Consider the following 15,339-nt stretch of genomic DNA (forward strand, 5'->3'; position numbering starts at 1 on the left):
CCTTTGGCCCCTGGCCGGGCGGTCCGCCGCAAGCGGCCCGCCCGGCACCTCCACACAACCTACGTCTGAGAGCAACCATGGACTGGCTCAACACCATCATCCGTACTTTCTTCGACTTCCGCGCTATGGCTGAAGTCATGCCCCAACTCCTGGCGGTCGGCCTGCTGAACACGCTGATCATTTCCATCGCCGCCACCGTCCTTGGCACGGTGCTGGGCATGGTGGTGGCCGTTATGGGCATCTCACCGTCCAAGTGGCTGCGGGTTCCAGCCCGGATCTACACCGACCTCTTCCGCGGCCTGCCCGCCATCCTCACCATCCTCCTGATCGGCCAGGGCTTTGCCCGGCTCAGCCAGTCGGTCTTCGGCCCCTCGCCCTACCCGCTGGGCATCATCGCGCTGAGCCTGATCGCCAGCGCCTACATCGGGGAAATCTTCCGCGCCGGCATCCTCAGCGTGGACAAGGGCCAGGGCGAGGCCTGCCGCGCCCTGGGCATGAGCTACGCCAAGTCCATGGCCCTGGTGGTGGTGCCCCAGGGCGTCCGCCGGGTCTTGCCGGCCCTGGTGAACCAGTTCATCGCCATCGTCAAGGACTCCTCCCTGGTCTACTTCCTGGGCCTGCTGGTCACCGAACGCGAACTCTTCCGCGTGGGCCAGGACGCCGCCGTGCTGTCCGGCAACCTCTCACCGCTGGTGGCAGCCGGCCTCTTCTACCTGGTGATCACCGTCCCGCTGACGCACCTGGTCAACCACTTCGACAACAAGTTCCGCACCGGCCGCCGCCGCCCCGCACCGCCCACCAGCGGGCTGAAGGAAGTCACGGAACTCGACGCGGCCTCGCCCCTCACCACCGGGAGCAACACATGAAAACCCCAACCCCCACCACCACCGCGGCGCCCGACGTCCAGGCCTTCCACGGCTCAAGCCTGGAACTGCGCAACCTGACCATGGCCTACGGCGACATCGAGGTGCTGCGCAACGTGAGCCTCACGGTCGCCCCTGGAACCACCACCTGCATCATCGGCCCCTCGGGATCGGGCAAGTCCACCCTGCTGCGCGGCATCAACCGGCTGCACGAACCCAAAAGCGGTGACGTGCTGCTCGCCGGCGAAAGCGCGCTCACCGTCAACCCGGATACCCTGCGCACCCGCATCGGCATGGTCTTCCAGCACTTCAACCTCTTCCCGGACCACACCGCGGAAGAGAACGTTGCCCTGGCCCTCTGGAGCGTCAAGGGCATGCCGAAGGCCCAGGCCATGGAACGCGCCCGGCGACGGCTCGCCGAGGTGGGCCTGGCCGAACGCGCCGACCACCGGCCACGCGACCTCTCCGGCGGCCAGCAGCAGCGCGTCGCCATCGCCCGTGCCCTGGCCATGGAACCCGAAGTCATGCTCTTCGACGAAGCCACCAGCGCCCTGGACCCCGAACTGGTCAAAGGTGTCCTGAACCTGATGGCGGGCCTGGGCCGCCGCGGCATGACCATGCTGGTGGTCACCCACGAAATGGGCTTCGCCCGCAAAGTCGCAGACCAGGTGGTCTTCATGGACGAAGGCGAAGTAGTGGAAGCAGGAACACCCGCCCAGCTCTTCGACAACCCCCGCAGCGAACGCCTCCAGCGCTTCCTCTCCGAGGTGCTGTGATGGCGGTGGCTGCAGCGGCACCCATCCGGACCGCCGTCGTCGGCTTTGGCATCTCCGGCAAGGTGTTCCACGCACCGCTGATCGCCGCCAACCCGGACTTCTCCCTCGATGCCATCGTCACCTCCCACCCGGGGCGGGCGGCCGAGGCGGCACGCCTCTACCCGCAGGCCCGGATCGTGGCGACGCCGGAGGAACTCTTCGCCGTCGCCGCGGACCTCGACCTGGTCATCCTCGGCACCCCGCCGCACACCCATTACGGGCTGGCGGCAACAGCCATCGCCCACGGGCTGAACGTGGTGGTGGACAAGCCGTTCGTCCCCACATCCGCCCTGGGCGGGGAGCTGATCAGCAGGGCGGCCGACGGCGGCGTGCAGCTTACGGTGTTCCAGAACCGCCGGTGGGACGCCGACTTCCTCACCCTGCGGAAGGTGCTGGCGTCCGGAGCACTTGGCGAGGTCGCCAGCTTTGAGTCGCGGTTTGAATGGTGGCGTCCGGAAGGCTTCGGGAACTGGCGGGACACGGTGTCCCTCGCCGAAGGCGGCGGCATCCTGCACGACCTCGGCGCGCACCTGATCGACCAGGCCATCGAGCTGTTCGGCCCGGTTGAACGGAGCTACGGCGAGACGGCCAACCGCGGGCCGCACCCGGACGCCGCGGACACGGAGGCCTTTGTATCCCTGCTGCACGCGTCCGGCGTCCGGACACGGCTCTGGATGAACGGCATGGCCGCCCAGGCCGGTGCCCGCTTCCACGTCCTGGGCTCCCGCGCGGGCTATACCAAGTGGGGCCTGGACGGCCAGGAACCTGCCCTCGCAGCAGGGGTGGTCCCGTCGGATCCGGCCTACGGACTGGAGCCCCAGGAACATTGGGGGCTCCTGGGGACCGACGGGGCCGCCGAACCCGTCGCCCCGGAACGTGGCGGCTACCCGCAGTTCTATGTGCAGCTGGCCGCAGCTTTGCGCGGCCAGGGGCCAGTGCCCGTGGATCCGGCCGGACCGCTCGAAGTCCTGAAGGTCATCGAGGGCATCCACGCCCTGGCCTGACGTACCCCCTTCCCTTCCGCGGGGCGCCGTCCGCGTCCTTCACCATCACGATTTCCCACAGAAAGGGACACCAATGTCCTTTGCAGCATCCACCAAGCGCGTCGCCGTCATCGGGGGCGGCATCCTGGGCGTCTCCACCGCCGTGCACCTGCTCCGCGAGGGAGCATCCGTCATCCTGCTGACCGAACGCGGCCTGGCCAGCGAAGCCAGCGGCCGCTCGCTGTCCTGGCTCAACTCCGCCGGTGAACGGTCCACCCCCTACCACCAGCTGCGGGTGGCCGGCGTGGACCGCTACCGCACCCTGTTCGCCGCGGACCCCAGCCGGGAATGGCTGCAGTTCGGCGGCGGACTGATGTGGAACGCCGGGGGGGAGCGCGCGGCCACCGAAGCCCGCCACGCCTACGAAAAGTCCATCGGCTACGACTCCAAGCTCGTTGCCCCGGAGGAGATCGCCTCCCTGACCCCCGGGATCGACGCCGGCGCCGTCCCCGAAAACGCCATCTTCAACCCCGGCGAAGGCTGGGTCAGCCTGCCGGACCTGATCGACTTCCTGATGGAGGAGTTCCACTCCCGCGGCGGCGAACTGGTCCTGAACGCGGGCAAGGCCTCCGTCATGGTGGAGGGTGGCCGTACCACGGGCGTGGAGACAGCGTCCGGCGGGACCTACCCGGCCGACGCCGTGCTGGTGGCCTGCGGCGCAGCGACGCCCGCCGTCGTCGCTCCTCTTGGTGTGCAGATTCCCAACGGTTCGCCGGTGTCCATGCTGGTGGTGACCAAGCAGGTCCAGCACCAGGTTGCCGCCGTGATGAACACGCCGCGCGCAGCCCTGCGGCCCAACCCGGGCGGCACGTTCGCCCTGGACCACGACTGGTATGAGGAGCACATCACCGAGCACGCCGATGGTTCATTCACCATCCCCGACGAGGTGGTCCAGGAACTGGCCGACGAAGCCTCCAAGCTCGTGGCGGGCAACCCCGAACTTAAGCCCGCCTCCTGGAAGATGGGCTACAAGCCGATCCCGGGCGACGGCGAACCGGTCCTGGGCGAACTGGGCCAGGTTCCCGGCTGCTTCGTGGCGTTCACCCACTCCGGGGCCACCCTGGGCCTCATCGCCGGTGAACTGCTGGCCGGCGAGATCCTGACCGGAAAGAAGCACCCCATGCTGGCCACCTTCCGGCCGGGACGCTTCTCCTAGTTCTCCGGCAGAGGGGCGGCGTCGTACTTTCCGGCCCGCCCCTTGGGTCCGGCCGGCTCAGGACCCCAGATGGCCTGTCAGGCGGCGGTGGAAGCCGGTACTGCGCTCATCGAGTCCCACAATGGCCACGGTGGCGCCGTGGTCCGCGTACTTGGTTTCGATCGAGTCCAGGGCGGCAACGGTGGAGGCGTCCCAGATCTGGGCGCGGCTGAGGTCGATGGTCACCGAGCCGGGATCGTCGGCGTAGGCGAAATGTTCCACCAGGTCGTTGCTGCTGCCGAAAAACAGCGGCCCCACCACCTCGTAGCGGACGCTGCCGCCGTCGCCGGCCAGGCTTCGCTCCACACTGATGACGTGGGCGACGCGGCGGGCGAACAGCACCATGGCGAGGATGACGCCCACCAGGACGCCATAGGCCAGGTTGCCGGTCAGGACCACGACGGCGACCGTGACGCCCATGACCAGCGTCTCCGGGATGGGCATCCGCTTCAAAGTGGACGGTTTGACGCTGTGCCAGTCCACGGTGGTGACCGCGACGACCATCATGACGGCGGCCAGGGCCACCATGGGGATCTGTCCCATGATGGAGCTCAGCCCGGTCACCAGGGCCAGCAGGAACAGTGCGGCCACGAACGTCGAAATCCGGGTGCGGGCCTGGCCGGTCTTCACATTGAGGACGGTCTGGCCGATCATGGCGCAGCCTGCGATGCCGCCGTAGAAACCCGCGAGGATGTTCGACACGCCAAGGGCCCAGGACTCGCGCCCCTTGTGCGAGGGCGTATCCGTGATGTCATCGACCAGTTTGGCGGTCAGCAGGGTCTCCATGAGGCCCACGAACGCCACGCTCAGCGCCGTGGGCAGGACCAGCTGGAACGTCTCCAGGGTGAACGGAAAGAGGAACGGCGTGATCCCGGGCATGGCGCCGGTGAGGGGCCCTTCGTCTGAGACGCTGGGTACGGTGAGGCCGGCGAGAATGACGATCGCGGTGACCACGACGATGGCCACCAGCGGTGACGGGACTGCTTTGGTGAAGCGCGGAAGGATAAAGATGATGGCGAACGTCAGGGCGAACAGGACGTAGGCCAGCCATGGAACGTTGATGACATGGGGCACCTGCGCCATGAAGATCAGCGCGCCCAGGGCATTGACGAACCCGATCATCACGGACCGCGGAATGAACCGCATCAGCCGGGCAAGGCCGGCCAGGCCAAAGACCACCTGGATCACGCCGGCCAGGAGCACGGCCGGCAGGACGTACTGGGTGCCGTGTTCGTGCACCAGTGGGGCGATCACCAGGGCCACGGATCCGGCTGCGGCCGTGACGACGCCGGGCCGTCCGCCGAGGACCGACATGGCCAGGGCCAGCACGATGGAGGCAACGAGGCTCACCATGGGATCCACGCCGGCCACGATCGAGAACGAAATGACCTCCGGGACCAGGGCCAGGGTGGTCACCATGCCGGCCAGGACTTCGCGGGACAGCTGCCGCGGGGAACGCAGCGCCGTGAGGACGGTGATCGGTTGCCGGATGGGGCGGGTGCGGTCGGCGACGGCCAAGGAGCGGCTCCAGGGAGTTGGCTCTGCGGAAAGAGCGGGTGGGCAACGTTTCTGCGCGCCACGCTGCGCACGGGTCCGGCGCTGCCGTGGAAGGCGAACTGCCGTGGAAGACAATGGGATGGAAAGGGAATGGGGCCGACGATCCGGCTGCCTTTCCAACGCTACCTTAGCTGTGTTGCCAAACTGTGGCGTTGCCGGGCAGCCGGGCCAAGGGCGGCCGTAAGCACGGCTGATAAAATGACGGGGTTGCAGGGCGGCCTTTTGAAGCTGGGGCGAGCAGTGCCGTAACAAGCTAGGGGACCAATATTCATGACGGCAGGCGGGTCACACCTCAGGACGTCGGAAAGCCGGCCGGGTGCTCCGGCTGACGCCTCCGCGCCCGCCAGGGGCCGTGCCTACGTGGCGACCCTCGAAGGTTTCGTCGGCGCCCTCATGATGTTTGTCGGCTCCATCGGTACGGGCTGGATCGCCAACGGATCGCCCATGATCCGGCAGCCGGTGGTGATCGCGCTCCGTACCGAAGGCTGGGGCGTGGCCGTTTCGACGGTCCTGCTGACCGCCGGCGCCATGCTCCTGATGCGTTCCTGGCTGCGCCTGGGCCAGCGGCTGGGGGACTGGGGCCAGTCGGCGCTGCGGTCCGTGGTGCTGGCCGTCTCCGCCTGGTCGCTGCCGCTGATGTTCTGTGTCCCGGTCTTTTCCCGTGACGTCTACGCCTATACCGGCCAGGGCAGGCTGGTGATGGAGGGCCAGAACCCGTACGAGGTGGGCATTTCCACCCTCAACAACTGGTTTGCCCTGGGCGCCGATCCCGCGTGGGCGGAAAACCGGACACCCTACGGGCCGTACTTCCTGTGGCTGGCGCGCGCCGTCGTGGGGCTGACCGGTGCCCAGCCCGATGCCTCGGTCCTGCTCTTCCGCCTCCTGGCGGGCATAGGCGTACTGCTCTGCGTCATCTTTGTTCCCAAGCTCGCCGAACTGCACGGCATCAACGGTGCGCGGGCACTCTGGATCTCCGTGGCCAACCCGCTGTTCCTTATCAGCTTCATTGCCAGCGCCCACAACGACGCCCTCATGGTGGGCCTCGCCGTCGCCGGCGTCTACTTCGCGGCCACCCGCAGGTACTTGGCGGGCATCCTTCTGGTCACCGCCTCCATCGGCATCAAGCCCATCACGGTCCTCCTGCTGCCCTTCATAGGGGTCATGTGGGCGGGCCCATCAGCCTCGTGGCCGCGGAAGTTCCTGATGTGGGGAGCGACGGCGGGCATCAGCTTCGGCGTGCTGGCCCTCAGCGGCATCCCCTACAACCTGGGCATCGGCTGGACCTGGGCCATCATGGACCCCACCCCGGGCTACACCGGTTATTCGCCGTCCGGCTTCATTGGCCAGCAGGTGGAGATGCTGGCCAACGCGCTGGGGCTGCCCGGCGGAACCCTGGCCACCTGGCTGCGGACCGGCATGAAGTGGGCGGCGATCGCCCTGGTCCTGCTGCTGATGTTCCGCGGCGACTACTCGCGGGCCGTGCGCCGGATGGCCCTGGCGTTCACCGCCGTCGTGATGCTTTCACCCATCATCCAGCCCTGGTACATCCTGTGGTTCCTGCCGTTCCTTGCCGTCACCGGCATCCGGGACGACTGGCAGATCCGCTCGCTCTACGTGGGCGTGACGTTCTTCGTGGTGTTCGGGGCCCAGGACCAGCTCTCCGTCTGGTCCTTCGTGGAACTGCCCATCGACGCGTCGTCGCTGGCGTTCTTCACGGCCCTGGCGTTCACGTTCTACCTGCTGGTCCTGGACGTGCACACCCGCAAACTGCTGATCGAAGGCAAGCCGCTGGACCTGGCCCGCAGCGGCTGGCAGTGGGCCATGGAGCGGCGGGCGGCGCGGCGTTCTGCCGCCGCCCAGGCCGCCGTCGACCGGACTGAAAGCCGCTGACCCTGGCCTGCTGGCCGCCGGGCCTGCCAGCCGTTAACCTGCTACGCTCCCGCCGGAACCTGCGCGGCCGTCTTGCGGCCCAGTTCGGCGGTGCGCTTCACCGACCACCAGAGCAGCACCACCAAAAGCACGTTGCGGGTGGTGAGGATGGCTGCCATCACCGGGTGGGCGTGGATCAGCGGGGTATAGAACAGCGGGTAGATCACGAACGTGGTCATCGCGATGCCCATCAGCAGGGCAGCGGGGACTTTCCAGCGCTCCCAGTCGTGAGTCAGGCCTGCGATGATCACGGGCGCAAGCCAGATGATGAACTGCGGCGAGCCCACCTTGTTGAAGACGATGAAGGCGGTGACCATCATGAGCGAGCCTTCGAGGAACAGCTCCTCACGTTCGGCGCCGCGCCGCATGGCACGGACCAGCAGGATGGCGGCAATGACGGCGGCGAGGACCAGCAGCGGCTGCATCAGGACAGCGGCGGTGGCGGCCCCGGGCCCGTAGACCTCGGTGGAGTTGATGGCCGTGTTGTCCGCCATCTTCGAGCCGGCGACGTGGAACACGCTCAGCCAAACCCACGGCGTGGAGAAGGTGGCCTCGAGCTGCATGCCGCGCTCGCCCTGGTTCAGGAGGAAGTCCATGATGTGCGGCAGGCCGCCGGTCAGCCAGGTGCCCAGGGCTACGGCGGCCGTCACGGCGGCGCCGGCGAGCACCACCTGGATGCGCTTGTGGCTGGCGATCACGATGGGAACCAGGACCGCCGCGGGCCACACTTTGATCCAGGTGGCGATGCTGAGCAGGACGCCGGCCGCGACGGGCCGTTCGGCGGCATAGAGCAGGGCAATCAGCACGATCGGCGCGGTAATACCCTCCACCCGGGCGAAGCTGAGGTAGCCCATGAAGACGGTGAAGAACAGCCACCACCAGGCCGGGGCGATGCCCGTGACCTTCCGCGGACCACGGGTCAGGTAGAGCAGGCCGACGGCGTTGAGCAGTGTGATGATCAGGAACCAGGCCAGCAGGTACAGGCTTGGCCCGGCGATGTTGGCGAGGAAGATGGGGATCTGCGCCAGCACGGGGTAGACCCAGGGGCTGATCTTGCCGGTCAGGTCCGCCGGGTTGTAGCCGGCCATGGCCCACTGCCGGTACTGCTCGGTGTCGCTGAACGTGTCCCCGTTCAGGAAGAAGGACGCCATCCAGCCCAGGAAATACAGATGGACGACGGCGAAGCCCCACCACACGCTGGACGGACGGGCGAACCAGTCCACCACCTTCGCCGGCAGGACTTTGCTGCGGACCGCCACCAGGCGGTCAAAGAACCTCGTGGAAATCTCAGGACTCCTTGAGCGCGGGGGCGGGCACGGCGGTCTTCCGGCCCAGGGAGTACAGGCGCCGGACGCTCCACAGGAACAGGACCACCAGCAGGACGTTCCTGATGGTCAGCACCAGGGCCATCCACGGGTTGTTGTGGCTGAGGGCGTCGTAGAACAGCGGGTAGATGAAGTACGTGGCCACGGCGATCGCGATCAGCATGGCGGCCGGGACGCGCCATTCGCGCCAGCTGTGCGCCAGGCCTACCGCGACGGCGGGGCCCAGCCAGACCATGAACTGTGGGGACCCAACCTTGTTGAACACCACGAAGGCGGTGGCCAGCGTGAGGGCGGCGGCCAGGAGCAGTTCGGTGCGGTCCACGCCGCCGGCCACCTTGTGCTGCTTGCCGTTGTGCAGGGCCCAGAAGGTCAGCCCGGCCACCAGCAGGGCGGCCAGGACCAGCAGGGGCTGCATCAGCACGGACATGGTGGCGGTGCCGGGGCCGTCCACCTGCATGGAGTTGATGTCCGTGTTCATGTACATCCGGGAGCCGCCCACGTTCAGGACGGAGAGCCAGAGCCAGGGCGTGGTGAAGGTGGCTTCGAGCTGCATGCCGCGGTCGCCCTGCTGAGTGAGGAAGTTCAGCAACTTGGGGACGCTGCCCAGGGCTGCTGCCAGCGCAACGACGCCCGCCGTCGCCGCAATTCCTGCCAGGACCACCAGCAGGCGGTTCTTCACCACCGCGAACAGGGCCAGCATGATGGCGGCGGGCCAGACCTTGACCCACGTGCCGATGGCCAGCAGGACCGAGGCGATGAAGGGTCGCTTCACGCCGTAGGCCAGGGCCACCAAAACCAGGGGGGCCGTCAGGCCGTCCACACGGGCGAAGCCAAGCCAGCCCATCAGGAAGGTGAAAGCCAGCCACCACCAGCCGGCCGGAATGGCCTGGTTGTCGCGGCCGCGTTCAGTCAGTTTCAGCAGCGCCCAGCCGTTGAGGAGCGTGGTCATGAGGACCCAGAGGAAGAAGAACGGTCCAGGCCCCGCCAGGCCGGCGATGGCCATGGGGATAAGCGCCAGGATGGGGTAGACCCAGGGACTGGGGCCGCCGCTCAGGTTCGCGTCGTTGAAGCCGGCCATGGCCCACTCGCGGTAGATGAAGGTGTCGCTGAAGGCCTCGCCCCGCAGGGACAGCGACGCGGCGAAGACCAGAAAGACCAGGTGGACCACGATGAAGCCGCCCAGCAGGCCGCGCCCGGTGTTCAGCCCGCGCCGGACCGGAGCGGGGAGGATGACATTGCGGATCCGGGTGAGATTTCCGAAGAGAGCGTCGGTGGAAATGGCGGAATCCTTGTCAGGTCGTTGCACAGTCAGCGGTCGCGCAAAAATGGCTCGGGTCATGCCGCGAAGCGGGTGTCAGGGGCACTGGAGGCCTAAAATACCGGCTTCCACTCCCGTCCAACTCTAATTCACGGCACCTTGCCACCGATAATTGTCAGGACAAAGGAGGACATGCGGGCCTCTGACCTGCAGCGTTTATCTAAAGTTGCTGGCCCATGCAAGCTCAGGCACCATGGTTCGAGGCGCTTCGGCGCCCACCGCCTATGCAGCCAGGGGGAGCGCTGGGCGGCGTTGTGCCCATCCACCCCTAAAGACATAAGGCAACACCATGAACTTCCCGCTCACCCTCACCGTGTCCGACCGCCAGAGCATGGACAGCGAGCTCGACGCCGCTGTTGCAGCCGCCAAGGCCCACGCGCTCACCGGCAGGCGCCACGGGATTTTGGTGACCCGGCACGGCGTTGACAAGTTCACGGTCGACCTCAGCGAGGCAGTTCCCTTCGGCCTCACCCGGGAGTGCCAGGCCTGGTAGGCCCCAGCCCGGCCGGGGGAAGGCGGTCCCGGCTCAGCTGCCCGAACTGTCCCCTTCGCCGGACACGCGGTTGCTGCGCTGCTGCAGCCTGTCGATGTGTTTTGACGCCTCCGCCTTGCTCAGGTCTGCGGGAAGTTCCTCCCCGGCCTCCCGCGCCAGCGTATCGAGGTAGCTGCGCTGCGCTGCCGTCATGGGTTCGTCACCTGTCACCCAGTCTTCCGGATCCCTGTTAAGGCCTGCATTGGGCTCGGGTTCGGGGCTGCCGATGGTTTCCTGGTTGCTCTCGCTCATGCAACCGAGTCTAGGACGGGCCGCCGACATTCGGCAGGAACCGGCAGTCCTGATGAATAACCAGCTCAATCCTGGAAACGTTGCTTTGGTAGGCAAAACCAAACAATTGACCAGGAGGATGACGTGACGGACAGCAAACTCAATGTGGCGGTGCTGGGGACCGGAATCATGGGGGCGGCCATGGCCCGGAACATTCTCCGCGCCGGCCACCGGGTGTGGGTGTGGAACCGGGACCCGGCAAAGACGGAACCGCTGGCCGAAGAAGGAGCCACGCGCGCAGCAGACCCTGCCGGGGCCGTGGCGGCGGCCGACGTTGTCCTGACCATGCTCTATGACGCCGCGGCTGTTGACCAGGTCATGCGGCAGGCCCGGCCCGGCGTCAAGGCAGGAACGGCCTGGATCCAGTCCACAACGGTGGGCGTGCAGGACGTCCCGGCCGTGGCAGCTCTTGCCGCGGAACTTGGCCTTGACCTGGTTGAGGCCCCCGTTTCAGGCACCCGCGCGCCCGCCGAAGCGGGCCAGCTGCTGGTACTTGCCGCTGCCCCGGAGCCTGTGCGCCAGCGCGTTGCTCCGGTCCTGGACGCCATCGGGGCCCGCACCATCTGGACAGGCGACGACCCGTCCGCCGGTTCGGCGGCCCGCCTCAAGCTCGTGGTCAACAGCTGGGTCATCGCCGCCTCCAATGCCGCCGGCGAAGCGGTTGCCCTTGCCCAGGCGCTGGGTGTCGATCCCGGGCAGTTCCTTGACGTGGTGGACGGCGGCCCCCTGGACCTTCCCTACCTCCGGATGAAGATGGACCTCATCCTGAACGACACACTTGAACCAGCTTCCTTTGCGGTGGACACCGCCTGCAAGGACGCCCACCTCATTGTCGATGCCGCCGCCGAACACGGCCTGAAGCTTGACGGCGCTGAAGCGTTCGCGGCCAGGCTGGACCGGGTGGCCGGCCAGGGACGCGGCAAACAGGACATGGCTGCCGCCTACTACGCGGGCCGGTAGGCCGCCAAACCCCGCCAATCCGCCGGGATAGCGCTTGCCCGTTGACGTTGCGTACGTCACGTCCTATAGTTGGTGAATCGATTCAAGAGCTGCCTTCCGGTCCAAGAGACCGGCGCAGACAACCCCCCTGAACACCTGCTTCAGCCAGCAGTTCCGGTTTCCTTGCCAATGAAGACGAAGGACAAGACATGAGCACCACCCCAACCCGCGTGCCCCTCACCAGCCAGGGTGCTGGAACCGGTTCGCGGGACCCCAGGAAAGCCGCGATGAGCGGCTGGATCGGAAGCGCCCTGGAGTACTACGACTTTGCGCTGTACTCGCTGGCCGCCACACTGGTCTTTCCCGCCATCTTCTTTCCTTCGGAGAACCCCACCGTTGGAATCATCGCCTCCCTCGCAACATACGCCGTCGGGTATGTTTCGCGCCCGGTAGGCGCGGTGGTCCTGGGCGCCTACGGTGACCGGCACGGCCGCAAGAAGGTCCTCGTCTTCGTCATGCTCCTCATGGGGTTCGCCACGTTCGCTGTCGGCCTGCTGCCCACCTACGGGCAGGTGGGCCTCCTGGCCCCGGCCCTCCTGGTGGTCCTTCGCCTCATCCAGGGCTTCGCCGTTGCCGGCGAACTGGGCGGGGCCAGTGCCATGATCGTTGAGCACTCTCCGGACGCCCGGCGCGGATTCTTTGCCAGCTTCAGCCTCCAGGGCACCCAGGTGGGCTCCATCCTGGCCACCGCCGTCCTGCTCCCGCTTGCCGCCGTCCTGCCGGCGGACCAGTTCGGCTCCTGGGGCTGGCGCATCCCCTTCCTGCTCAGCGCCGTCGTGATCCTGGCGGGCTACTTCATTCGCCGGCGGGTCCAGGAACCGCCCACCTATGTTGCCCAGTCCGGCCAGTCGGAGGCCAGGCGTTTCCCGCTCGTCGAGCTCCTGCGCACCCGCCCCGGCGTCCTGGTCCGCTGCGTCGCGATGACCTTTACCAATGTGATCGGCATGGCCACCCTGATCTTCGGTGTTTCCTACGCCACCCAAAAGGGCTATGGCAACGGCTTCTCCAGCAGCGAGTTCCTCTGGGTGACGCTCGTGGCCAACATCGCCGCGGTGGTGACCATCCCGCTGTTCGGCGCGCTGTCCGACAGGATTGGCCGGCGGACGCTCATGGCAGCCGGCGGCGTCATCGGCGGCGCGCTGGTGGGTGGCTACCTCTGGGCAATTGAGCAGGGAAGCCTGCCGCTGGTCTTCGTTTGTGTGGTGGTCGTGCAGGGCATCTTCTTCCAGATGTGGAACGCCACCTTCGCCACGTTCTTCCAGGAGCAGTTCCCCATGCGGATCCGCGTGACCGGCTTTGCCGTTTCCCAGAATATCGGGCTCATGATCGCCTCCTTCTTCCCGAGCATTTTCACCGCGATCGCACCCCCGGGTTCCGCCAACGTCCCGCTGACCATCGGCCTGACCACCCTCGGCATCTGCCTCGTCTCCGCCGTGGCCACCATGCTTTCCTCGGACACCAGGGGGACCTCGCTGCAGGACCTCGAAGCGCAGAAGGCGGGGCGTCCCTAGGCGGGCGGCACCAAACCCAGGGCCGACGACGGCGGGACGTCCCGCCGTCGTCCGTTCCCCGGATGCCCGGCAGGGAAGTCCCTGCCGGGCAATTTTGTGCGCGGGCACCCGCCGGTACCTGCCTGGAAGCGCGCTGTATAGATGTATACAAGTATGATTCCTGGTGGAGGTGCATCTTGCCCGAAACGCCAGCCCGGAACACCGGAGCACATGTTGTCTACGCCGAACTGAAGCGGCGCATCCTTGCCCTGGAGCTGAAGCCGGGGGAGCGGATCTACGAGCCTGCCATGGCTGCGGCGCTCCACGTCAGCCGCACACCCCTGCGCGAGGCGGTGCGGCGGTTGATTTCGGAAAGCCTGCTGGAACAGCAGCCCACGGGGGCCGTGCTGGTGCCCGCGCTGGACGAGGCGGCCATGTCCGACCTCTTCGAAGTCCGCGCGGCCATGGAGTCCCTGATGGCACGCAACGCCTGCCTCAAGGCGACGGCAGCGGACATCGAGGTGCTGCGCGGCATCCTCGCCCGCAACGCCGCCATGGTGGGGTTCGCCGATGATGCAATGCAGCAGGGGATGTCGCTGCACGCCAAGATCGCGCAGATGGCGGGCAACGCCTGGGCGCGCCGCTTCCACGGCCAGATCACGGGCCATATGGAGCGGTACCGGCACTTCACCAACAGCACCCAGGAGCGGCGCGACCAGGCCCTGGTCCAGCACCGCGCCTTGGTGGAGGCCATCGCCGCCGGTTCCCCCGACGAGGCAGCGGGCATCGCCTTCGAGCACGTGATGGCGGCCCGGGACGCAGCCCTCCGGGCGATGTCCGGCAACGCGCAGGCCGGCAATCCCCCGGCCGGCGACGCCGCCGCCGGCGCATGATCGGCGAACTCGGGCGCCGCTCCGCCACCGCACTCCTGCTCCATTCGGCGCTGATCCAGGCGGTCACCTTCCTGGTCCGGCCTGCGGCCACCTACCGCGCCCTGGAGCTTGACGTCCCCGACTTCGCGCTGGGCCTGCTGGCCGCCAGCTACGCGGTCTTTCCGCTGCTGCTCGCGGTTCCCACGGGCGGCCTGGTGGACCGTCTGGGTGAGCGGCGGCTGATGGGGATCGGGTCCGCCGTCGTGCTTGCCTGCTCGGTCTTCCTGCTCCTGTGGGGATCGTCCATTGCCGCGCTGGTGGTGGGCACCGCGCTGCTGGGCGCCGGCCAGCTCGCCTGCGTAGTGGGGCAGCAGGCCGTCGTGGCCAATAACGCCGCCCCGTCCCGGATGGATTCGGCCTTCGGCTACCTGACCTTCGCCGCCTCCCTGGGGCAGGCGCTGGGGCCGCTGGCGATTTCCCTGGTGGGCGGCGCCACCGTCCGGCCCGACACCCAGGCCATCTTCCTGCCGGCCGTGTGCATGGGCCTGGTGCTGTTCGCGTCCACCTTCGCGGTCTCGGCCCAGGTCAGCGGCGGGAAGCGGAAGGCGGTCGCCGCCGGCGGCAGTGCGGGCGGTGCCATGGCGCTCCTGAAGACACCCGGCGTGGCCCGCGCCCTTGCCACGAGCGCAACCGTGCTGGCCGTGGTGGACCTGACCATGGTCTACCTGCCCGCGCTTGGCGCCGACCGGGGGCTCACGGCCGCAACGGTGGGCGCCATGCTGACCGTCCGCGCCGTGTTTTCCATGGTCTCCCGGCTCCTGCTGGGCCGGGTTTCCCGGAGGATTGGCCGGATGCGGCTTCTCGTGGTGAGCCTGGCGCTGTCCACCGTTGCGCTGGCGGCGGCGGCGGTCCCCATGCCGGCGTGGCTGCTCTTTATGGTGATGGCCGTGCTGGGCCTGGGCCTTGGCATCGGCCAGCCGCTGACCATGTCCTGGCTTTCGGCGCAGGCACCGGCCGGGCAACGCGGCCGGGCACTGGCCCTGCGCCTCGCCGGCAACCGGGTGGGCCAGGTGATGCTGCCCAGTGCCATCGGCGTGGTTGCCGCGGGGC

Annotated in this window: 14 protein-coding genes; 10 read left to right on the top strand and 4 right to left on the bottom strand. The window is 67.8% G+C overall.

The annotated features are described in order from the left end of the window. Positions 1–77: 77 nt before the first annotated feature. From PUN71_RS14685 to PUN71_RS14700, 4 genes are all read left to right on the top strand, one after another. Positions 78–866 carry an amino acid ABC transporter permease gene (locus PUN71_RS14685; RefSeq protein WP_043453951.1) on the top strand — a complete coding sequence of 263 codons (789 nt, stop codon included), beginning with the start codon at positions 78–80 and terminating at the stop codon, positions 864–866. Then, positions 863–1,639 (top strand): amino acid ABC transporter ATP-binding protein, encoded by a 777-nt coding sequence (locus PUN71_RS14690; RefSeq protein WP_043453948.1) that lies wholly within the window; start codon positions 863–865, stop codon positions 1,637–1,639. The genes PUN71_RS14685 and PUN71_RS14690 overlap by 4 nt, the downstream gene beginning before the upstream one ends. Beyond that, positions 1,639–2,682 (top strand): Gfo/Idh/MocA family protein, encoded by a 1,044-nt coding sequence (locus PUN71_RS14695; RefSeq protein WP_043453946.1) that lies wholly within the window; start codon positions 1,639–1,641, stop codon positions 2,680–2,682. Before PUN71_RS14690 ends, PUN71_RS14695 begins: the two co-directional genes overlap by 1 nt. 73 nt (positions 2,683–2,755) lie before the next feature. Beyond that, positions 2,756–3,877, top strand: coding sequence for an NAD(P)/FAD-dependent oxidoreductase (locus tag PUN71_RS14700; RefSeq protein WP_277798992.1), 1,122 nt, complete (start codon positions 2,756–2,758; stop codon positions 3,875–3,877). A 57-nt stretch (positions 3,878–3,934) separates the two neighbouring features. Here PUN71_RS14700 and PUN71_RS14705 read toward each other — a convergent pair whose 3' ends face one another. After that, positions 3,935–5,434 (bottom strand): SulP family inorganic anion transporter, encoded by a 1,500-nt coding sequence (locus PUN71_RS14705; RefSeq protein WP_277798993.1) that lies wholly within the window; start codon positions 5,432–5,434, stop codon positions 3,935–3,937. 309 nt (positions 5,435–5,743) lie between these two features. Here PUN71_RS14705 and mptB point away from each other — a divergent pair, with 309 nt between their 5' ends. After that, entirely contained in the window at positions 5,744–7,363 is a 1,620-nt protein-coding gene (mptB, locus tag PUN71_RS14710; protein WP_277798994.1) for a polyprenol phosphomannose-dependent alpha 1,6 mannosyltransferase MptB, read from the top strand. Between the two features lie 41 nt (positions 7,364–7,404). Here the strand turns inward: mptB and PUN71_RS14715 are convergent, their stop codons facing one another. Both PUN71_RS14715 and PUN71_RS14720 read right to left on the bottom strand, forming a co-directional pair. Further along, on the bottom strand, positions 7,405–8,661 hold the full coding sequence (locus tag PUN71_RS14715) for a glycosyltransferase 87 family protein (protein ID WP_277798995.1): 1,257 nt from the start codon (positions 8,659–8,661) through the stop codon (positions 7,405–7,407). A 28-nt stretch (positions 8,662–8,689) separates the two neighbouring features. Then, positions 8,690–10,066, bottom strand: a complete 1,377-nt coding sequence (locus PUN71_RS14720; protein WP_277798996.1) for a glycosyltransferase family 87 protein — start codon at positions 10,064–10,066, stop codon at positions 8,690–8,692. Positions 10,067–10,334: 268 nt separating this feature from the next. On the opposite strand from PUN71_RS14720, the gene PUN71_RS14725 reads away from it, so the two are divergent. After that, on the top strand, positions 10,335–10,538 hold the full coding sequence (locus PUN71_RS14725; RefSeq protein ID WP_043453934.1) for a hypothetical protein: 204 nt from the start codon (positions 10,335–10,337) through the stop codon (positions 10,536–10,538). A 33-nt stretch (positions 10,539–10,571) separates the two neighbouring features. Here PUN71_RS14725 and PUN71_RS14730 read toward each other — a convergent pair whose 3' ends face one another. Beyond that, a complete protein-coding gene (locus PUN71_RS14730) occupies positions 10,572–10,829 on the bottom strand; it encodes a DUF3072 domain-containing protein (protein ID WP_043453931.1) in 258 nt (85 codons plus the stop codon). A 123-nt stretch (positions 10,830–10,952) separates the two neighbouring features. Between PUN71_RS14730 and PUN71_RS14735 the strand changes: the two genes are divergently transcribed. The 4 genes from PUN71_RS14735 to PUN71_RS14750 all read left to right on the top strand — a co-directional run. After that, positions 10,953–11,828 carry an NAD(P)-dependent oxidoreductase gene (locus PUN71_RS14735; RefSeq protein ID WP_277798997.1) on the top strand — a complete coding sequence of 292 codons (876 nt, stop codon included), beginning with the start codon at positions 10,953–10,955 and terminating at the stop codon, positions 11,826–11,828. 188 nt (positions 11,829–12,016) lie between these two features. Then, positions 12,017–13,378, top strand: coding sequence for an MFS transporter (locus PUN71_RS14740; protein ID WP_277798998.1), 1,362 nt, complete (start codon positions 12,017–12,019; stop codon positions 13,376–13,378). A 176-nt stretch (positions 13,379–13,554) separates the two neighbouring features. After that, positions 13,555–14,250 (top strand): GntR family transcriptional regulator, encoded by a 696-nt coding sequence (locus PUN71_RS14745; RefSeq protein WP_277798999.1) that lies wholly within the window; start codon positions 13,555–13,557, stop codon positions 14,248–14,250. Then, positions 14,247–15,339: MFS transporter (locus PUN71_RS14750; protein WP_277799000.1), on the top strand; the 1,093-nt coding region annotated here is incomplete at its 3' end. The genes PUN71_RS14745 and PUN71_RS14750, both read left to right, overlap by 4 nt.

This window comes from Arthrobacter sp. NQ7 (genome assembly GCF_029581595.2).
Classification (GTDB): Bacteria; Actinomycetota; Actinomycetes; order Actinomycetales; family Micrococcaceae; genus Arthrobacter; species Arthrobacter phenanthrenivorans_B.

Excerpts from the sequence above, each read along its gene's own strand:
- PUN71_RS14695 (WP_043453946.1), top strand. The coding sequence starts at position 1,639 with ATGGCGGTGGCTGCAGCGGCACCCATCCGGACCGCCGTCGTCGGCTTT.
- PUN71_RS14700 (WP_277798992.1), top strand. The coding sequence starts at position 2,756 with ATGTCCTTTGCAGCATCCACCAAGCGCGTCGCCGTCATCGGGGGCGGC.
- PUN71_RS14720 (WP_277798996.1), bottom strand. The coding sequence starts at position 10,066 with ATGACCCGAGCCATTTTTGCGCGACCGCTGACTGTGCAACGACCTGAC.
- PUN71_RS14690 (WP_043453948.1), top strand. The coding sequence starts at position 863 with ATGAAAACCCCAACCCCCACCACCACCGCGGCGCCCGACGTCCAGGCC.
- PUN71_RS14685 (WP_043453951.1), top strand. The coding sequence starts at position 78 with ATGGACTGGCTCAACACCATCATCCGTACTTTCTTCGACTTCCGCGCT.
- PUN71_RS14740 (WP_277798998.1), top strand. The coding sequence starts at position 12,017 with ATGAGCACCACCCCAACCCGCGTGCCCCTCACCAGCCAGGGTGCTGGA.
- PUN71_RS14730 (WP_043453931.1), bottom strand. The coding sequence starts at position 10,829 with ATGAGCGAGAGCAACCAGGAAACCATCGGCAGCCCCGAACCCGAGCCC.
- PUN71_RS14725 (WP_043453934.1), top strand. The coding sequence starts at position 10,335 with ATGAACTTCCCGCTCACCCTCACCGTGTCCGACCGCCAGAGCATGGAC.
- mptB (WP_277798994.1), top strand. The coding sequence starts at position 5,744 with ATGACGGCAGGCGGGTCACACCTCAGGACGTCGGAAAGCCGGCCGGGT.